Source organism: Vibrio sp. 1078-1 (genome assembly GCF_033340475.1).
Genome location: NZ_JAWOWM010000408.1, coordinates 1 through 672, shown reverse-complemented (window position 1 = coordinate 672; position 672 = coordinate 1). Strand labels below are relative to the sequence as shown.

Annotated in this window: 1 protein-coding gene; it reads left to right on the top strand. The window is 45.5% G+C overall.

The genetic code is table 11. The features are described 5' to 3' along the window. Positions 1 to 672 (top strand): Ig-like domain-containing protein (locus tag R7190_RS27870; protein WP_318137928.1); only part of this gene is annotated, 672 nt, incomplete at both ends.

Below are 672 nucleotides of genomic sequence, written 5' to 3'. Positions count from 1 at the left end.
CGACTGTTGGAAATGCCATTGAAGATCAAGAGTTATCGGAAGATTTCGATGCATACACGATCGACTTGAATGAAGTATTCAAAGATACTGATTCCTCGCTAGAATTCTCAGTTTCTGGCAATAACAGCATCCAAATTTCTATTGTGAATGGCGTCGCCACAATCACTCCGACAGCGGATTGGAATGGCAAAGAGACAATTACGCTTACAGCTAAAGACCCAAGCGGTGAAAGCGTTAACCAAACGGTGGACTTTACAGTAGCACCAGTAGTCGACATCGAGGCTGACAGCACGAATGTAGTCGAAGACACACCAACTATCATTAACGTCTTAGGTAACGACACGTTTGAAGGCAAAGATAAAGTGGTGTCTCTGGACGCTGAGAATGGTCCTAAAAATGGTACCGTCATCGTAAACAACGATGGTACGGTGACCTACACACCAGATGATAACTACGTCGGTAAAGATACTTTCACTTATGTCGTGACATCAGGTGGTGTATCCGAATCTACCACCGTCACGGTCAATGTGACACCAGTAAACGACAAGCCTGAAAGTGAAGACTTTACGCATGTCGCCGATGATCAGCTTACGCACGTTGTGTTTGATACCGATACGAGGCCTCTGGGTCACGGTGTCTCTCAAGATCATATCGCGGATGTTGAAGACGACT